This window comes from Gemmatimonas sp. (assembly GCF_041689975.1).
Taxonomy (GTDB): Bacteria; Gemmatimonadota; Gemmatimonadetes; order Gemmatimonadales; family Gemmatimonadaceae; genus Gemmatimonas.
In genome coordinates this window covers 1-5,361 of sequence record NZ_JBDNFF010000278.1, presented here as the reverse complement: position 1 = coordinate 5,361, position 5,361 = coordinate 1, and the positions used below count along the sequence as shown (strand labels likewise).

Sequence of the window (5,361 nt, the reverse complement as noted above, 5' to 3'; positions counted from 1 at the left end):
GATCTCGACCCCAGAGCGCCGGCCCTTCTGGCGAATCGCCACCCGGTCCGGGTGCAGCGTCACGTGGTACGCGGTTTCCGCAATCAGGATCTCGCGCGTCAGCGGTTGTACCAGGGGCGTTGCCACCACGACCTCTCAGGCTCAGGGGAACTGGGCGACCAGGGGTGGCGCGCATCGGCGTGCGGGGTCGGGTCGGTGGGCACCGTCAGCGCCTTCGCCGGATCCAGATCGTCCGCATGGTGCTCCGCCCACGCGAGCCAGTACAGCAGCGCGTCGTCGAGCGGGAGGCCAGCGGCGGTTGCCGCCTCCCGCATCGTCGCCACGTAGTCCCGAACGGCCCGGCACTGCTGCAGACACTGCACGTCCTGCTGGAGGGCGCGTATTCGGGCATTCTCGCGCCGGCGGCGCTCCTCCTCGTCGCGGCGTCGCGCCTCCGCGGCCTGGCGCTCACGCTCCACCCGTTCGGCCTCCGCGCGGCGCGCCGTCAGGGCCTCGGCCGCGGCCACCAGGGCAACGATCACGTCGTTCAGTAGCTCGTCGAGCTGCTGCCGGCCGCCGTCGGACCACTTGCCTCGGATCGGCAGGTACGGCGTGGTAAGCTCCAGAGTGAGCGCGCCGGTCGCCTCGTAGGCGTACCGTTTCGCGTACCAGCCGGTGACCGCTTTTAGCGGCGGGACCTCGGTGCGCCGAACCTGCTCGGTGATTTCCAGGCCGATGGCGTCCGCCCCGATGTGCACGACCGTCCTCGTGACCGCGTCGGTCGTCGCGAGTTCTACCCGATGTCCGCGCTGCCCGAGGGCCTTGAACAGCGCATCGTAGATGCGAAGCGCGCGGTCGACCGAGCTGAGGGTCAGCTTCAGCGCGACGCATTTGAGCCCCCCCGACCGTACCCGTAGGTCCTCGTCGATTTTTGCCCGGCGCAGCAACAGGACCGACGCGGCCACCAAGGGATGCGGGGCCTCGAGGATCTCCGGCACCACAATCCGGTGCTCCGGCTGCGCCTCGAACCGCCGCTGCACGCCCGTCGGTGAAGGGTCCGCCGCGAACGCCTGCGCAACCGCCTGCGCGGTGGGCCTGGGCGGCTGGTGAAAGACCGCTACCTCGTGACCCTTGGCACCGGTGGCCAGCTTCAGCATCGGCGTTCGACGCGGACGCTGTCCGGCGGCCACCTTCGCCCAGTATCCGCGCGGTGGCGTGGGGATGCTGAACTTCGCGCAGATCTTTCGCAGACCGGTATCGGAAAGTCCCAGTTTCGGACCAAGCGTCGCCGAAGCCTCAGACCAGACTCTTTCGTACAGCTCCTCACGGGTGAGCCGTACCGGCGGTGAAGGCACGTCGCGATCCATGGTAGGGCATCCGTCGGGGAAGAAGGACCAAACCATCAGGTGCGGCAGCGCGCGGCGCCCTCCGCCGGTTGGCACGGCGTCGTCCGCAATGACCGTAGACTGCACGGCGGGACCGGTCGGCGCCATGCTCGGACAGGCACGTGAGTGATCTGGCGCCGAACCCGTTGCCGCGCGTACGCGATGCGGTCCGGCGCCAGAGATCTCCCTACGATGGATTCGCCGTGGTTAGTCGCACGCCCCGTGCAGCGCGACTTGGTACAACACCTCGTCGGGAAGCGAAAACCGCTGCGTGTCGGACCATTCAACGCAGCGCCATACGCCGTCGCCAAGTGCCAAGCCGGATTCAAGCTCATGGCGGCGGGCGAGATGAGGAGCGGCTCCGGCAGCGCCGTCTAGCCTGACGACTCACGAGACGGGCAGCTTTCTACCAAGACGATGAGCTTACGAGCACAAGCGTCCTATTCACAGAAGATTCAACAGGTGTGACTGCGTGATAACACGCTTAGTTCACAAAGTCACACTTGACATTATGCTTTGTGCTCACGATACTTCCTCCGTCAACGTCAACCACGCGAACGGAGCCCGAGCAATGTCTACGCGCGAACTGAGCATCCCCGGCACTCGCCGGCACCACCTCTATCTCGTCCCAGAACGTCGGGTACCTCGTGCGTCGCATGCGCCAGCCGGCCGCACGCTGCACCTGCTCGACCTTGAGAATCTTGCCGGCGGCCCCAAGGTCGCTCAATCGGAGCTCGACGCGGCTGTGGCCATGTACCGAGAGGCGGCCGCGCTCAGCCACCATGACTTGGTCGTGGTTGCGGTCAATCCGGCCTTGGCGGTGGCCGCTGGACGCACCTGCAGCGGTGCGCGCGTCGTTGTGCGCGGTGGCCCGAATGGCGCCGACGAAGCGCTACTGTCGGTCGTCGCAGATCGCGAGTGGGTTGCCGCTCGATTTGATCGAGTCGTCATTGGCTCCGGTGACGGCATCTTCACGGAGCTCGCCAACGACCTGCGCGCGTTGGGTATCGCCGTCGGTGTCATCGCGCAGGCGGTTCGTGTCTCCAGTCGTCTCGCGCGGGCGGCCACGTTTGTTCGGCTATTCCACTCAGACCACATGCTCGCGGGGGCAGCGTAACCATGGCTCACCAGACTGGTTCAAAACGACGGGTCAGCGTCTCTGAGATCGCACAACTCGCCGGTGTAGGCTCATCTGCCGTGTCGAACTGGAGGAAGCGCCATGCCGACTTCCCGCTCCCATTGGCCGGGAACTCTGTCGATCTGTTTGAGCTGACAGAGGTAACCGACTGGCTCAGCCTGCACGGCAAGGACGTTGCGCCCCTTGATGAGCACGAAACGCTTCGGCGATTGTGGAATTCGTGGATCGACGGCGCGCGCTCCCGCGATACCGGCAGCCCTGGTCATGCAGCCCTGCTGTTTCTTCAGGCGCTCTTTCTTCGAGAGTACAGAGACCGCACGTCCGCTGCTCTCCCACTCCCCGAGAGCTTGTGGCAAAGAATCGTTGGAAGCTCGGAAGCCCACGTTCGCGCAGCATGGGACGCCGCCGCGGTGGTGGCTTCACAGAATTCGAGTGCACTGCATCGCGCGCTTGCTGTACCAGCGCACGTGACGGGCATCGAACTCAGGGAAGCCGTCCAAGTAGTCGCCCTAGCGCAGATCGATCCAATCCGGTTACCGGCCACAGTCACATCTCTGCTACGCGATCTCGCCGCGAACAACGCGCGCTTTGGACCAGACGCTGGAACGCCTGCTGGGATAGCCGAACTCCTGATCAGATTACTCGAGCCCATCGGCGGAACCGTCATGGACCCTGCTGCGGGATTCGGCCTGGCACTCGGGCAGATTGCCGAACACGCGGCGCACCGGAGTGACGTGCGCTTGCTGGGCCAAGAGATCAATGAAGTGAGTTGGAAGCTCGGCGTACTGCATCTCAATTTCTATGGTTCCTTCGTCGACATTGCCGACGGAGACTCCCTACGCTACGACCATTTTCGGGGTGTTCTGGCAGACCGCATCATTCTACATCCACCCCTGGGCGTGCGGTTCGATGCCAATGAGAATCTCTTTGACCCTCGCTGGCAGTTCGGCACGACGAAAACCGCTGATTGGATGTGGGCGCAGCACCTTGTGCACCATCTTGGCGAGCGGGGGCGCGGCATCATGGTCATGGCGCCTGGCGCCCTCGCCGGTTCGGGTCGAAACGCTGACATTCGCCGCGGCCTGCTGGACGCGGACTTGATTGACGCGGTCATCGAATTACCCCCCGGGCTGCTCCCTGGAACCGCAATCTCGGTGGTGCTCGTCATCTTCGCTCGGGATCGTGCTGCACGTGCGGGCGAGGTCCTCTTCGTCGATGGGCGCAAACTGGGGCTCAATCGACGCGGGCAACTGAATGAGATCGCTGATGCGGAAATTGCGCGAATCGCTGACGTTGTGATGGCCTGGCATGAGGGACGCAATCACGAGGAGCCGCAATTCTCGGCGACCGCATCTGTGGATGAGATCCGACAGCACGGCGCAGAGTTGCGCCCGCAGCGCTTCATTCGATACGGCGGCCAGAGTACCCAAGTAAACCGGCATGTGGTCTTGTCGGATGTACGCGTGCTTGCTGACTCCGTCGCGTCCTCACTTCGTGAAATCGAGTCCTCGTCACCGAGCATTGCCGAAGTGAACCAGTTGTTGCAGATCAGCTGGCCGGCCGACTCGCGAACGCTACGAATTGCTGATCTGCTCAGGGAGAGACCGATAACCGGAACGCGACATGACCCCGCCGGCGAGCACGATGCCGTTCCTTGGATCGCCACCGGCGAAGTAACCGGCGGCGCGGGCGTCCTCACCGACGTCCCCGAAGCATTCACGCGCGGACGCATCAAAGGGCGCCTCGCGAGGCGCGGAGACCTACTCCTCGCGTCGCGTGGAATTGATCGGTCAGCGCGCGCGCGCTGCGCGAAAATTGATGTGCCTCAAGAGGTCGCGTTCTCGGAATCCCTGATGCTGCTCTCCGTGAACACAGACCTGATCGAGCCTGACTACCTGCGCTTAGTTCTCACGTCATCGTCCGGCTACGAGGCGCTCGCGGCGGCAACCACTGGTACCACCATCGGCAACCTACGGGCAGACGTGTTGGAAGAGATCGAGATCGCAGTGCCTGACATGAAGACCCAGCGGCACGTTGTGGCCTGGTTTGGACGGCTCGAGCAGGCGAGTCGGGATCTTCAGGTAGCCGCACAATCCAGCGAGCGATTTCTTGCCGGACTGCGTGATGCCGTCGCTGATGGGTACTTGGGGATCACGGCGTGATCTGCGGCCATCGCGCGAGCAGCAATTGTGCGGCTTCCAGCACACGTAGGTTTGTCGATAACCGCAGCGCGCAGCCGCGCTCCTCTTTGAGGCGCCTGATGCACTGACGGCGCCGAGGCCCCCGCTTTCCCTGTTCAATTCAGTTCCCGCGCCACGGGCCGGTGGTCTGCGTCCGTGCCCCATGGCGATGGTTCCGGCACGTGAGCGAAGGCGCGTCTGACATAGTGCCATATGCAAAGACGCGGTGCACAGACTACCAGAGCTGGTAGACCGCTGGGACCGCCCCCGGCTGGGCGCGTGCTCCGGCGAGGTGACCTCCGTCATCGTCCGCCTACGTCCTCGCCGAGGTTGTGTCACCCGCCGGTACGGTAGGATGTCTCGAATGTGAGCACAAGCGTCCCGCTGTAGCCCGCATACTACTAGTCCCTGTTTGCAGACCGACTGTCGCCCCGCCGAGCTACATTCTCCTCAGCCGTAGCCGCCTTCGGGCGCCAACCACCCCAATGTCCACCACACGATGTCATCAGACCTTGTCGCAATAGAAAGTCGCCTCTGGGCCGCCGCGGACCAGCTCTGGGCCAATACCGGTCTCAAGCCCGCCGAGTTCTCCACCCCGGTCCTCGGCCTGATTTTCCTGCGCTACGCCGACAAGCGGTTCACCGAGGCGAGCGCCATGCTCGACGCCAAAGGCCTACCG

Annotated in this window: 4 protein-coding genes; 3 read left to right on the top strand and 1 reads right to left on the bottom strand. The window is 64.4% G+C overall.

Annotation, left to right across the window (positions count from 1 at the left end; all coding sequences use genetic code 11):
• Positions 1–98: 98 nt before the first annotated feature.
• Entirely contained in the window at positions 99–1,346 is a 1,248-nt protein-coding gene (locus ACESNG_RS17060; RefSeq protein ID WP_373069947.1) for a hypothetical protein, read from the bottom strand.
• A 589-nt stretch (positions 1,347–1,935) separates the two neighbouring features.
• On the opposite strand from ACESNG_RS17060, the gene ACESNG_RS17055 reads away from it, so the two are divergent.
• The 3 genes from ACESNG_RS17055 to ACESNG_RS17045 form a co-directional block, all read left to right on the top strand.
• Positions 1,936–2,481: an NYN domain-containing protein gene (locus tag ACESNG_RS17055; RefSeq protein WP_373065396.1), complete on the top strand. Its 546-nt coding sequence runs from the start codon at positions 1,936–1,938 to the stop codon at positions 2,479–2,481.
• Between the two features lie 2 nt (positions 2,482–2,483).
• On the top strand, positions 2,484–4,664 hold the full coding sequence (locus tag ACESNG_RS17050; protein ID WP_373069945.1) for an N-6 DNA methylase: 2,181 nt from the start codon (positions 2,484–2,486) through the stop codon (positions 4,662–4,664).
• Between the two features lie 517 nt (positions 4,665–5,181).
• On the top strand, positions 5,182–5,361 hold a 180-nt coding region (locus tag ACESNG_RS17045), incomplete at its 3' end, for a type I restriction-modification system subunit M N-terminal domain-containing protein (RefSeq protein WP_373069943.1).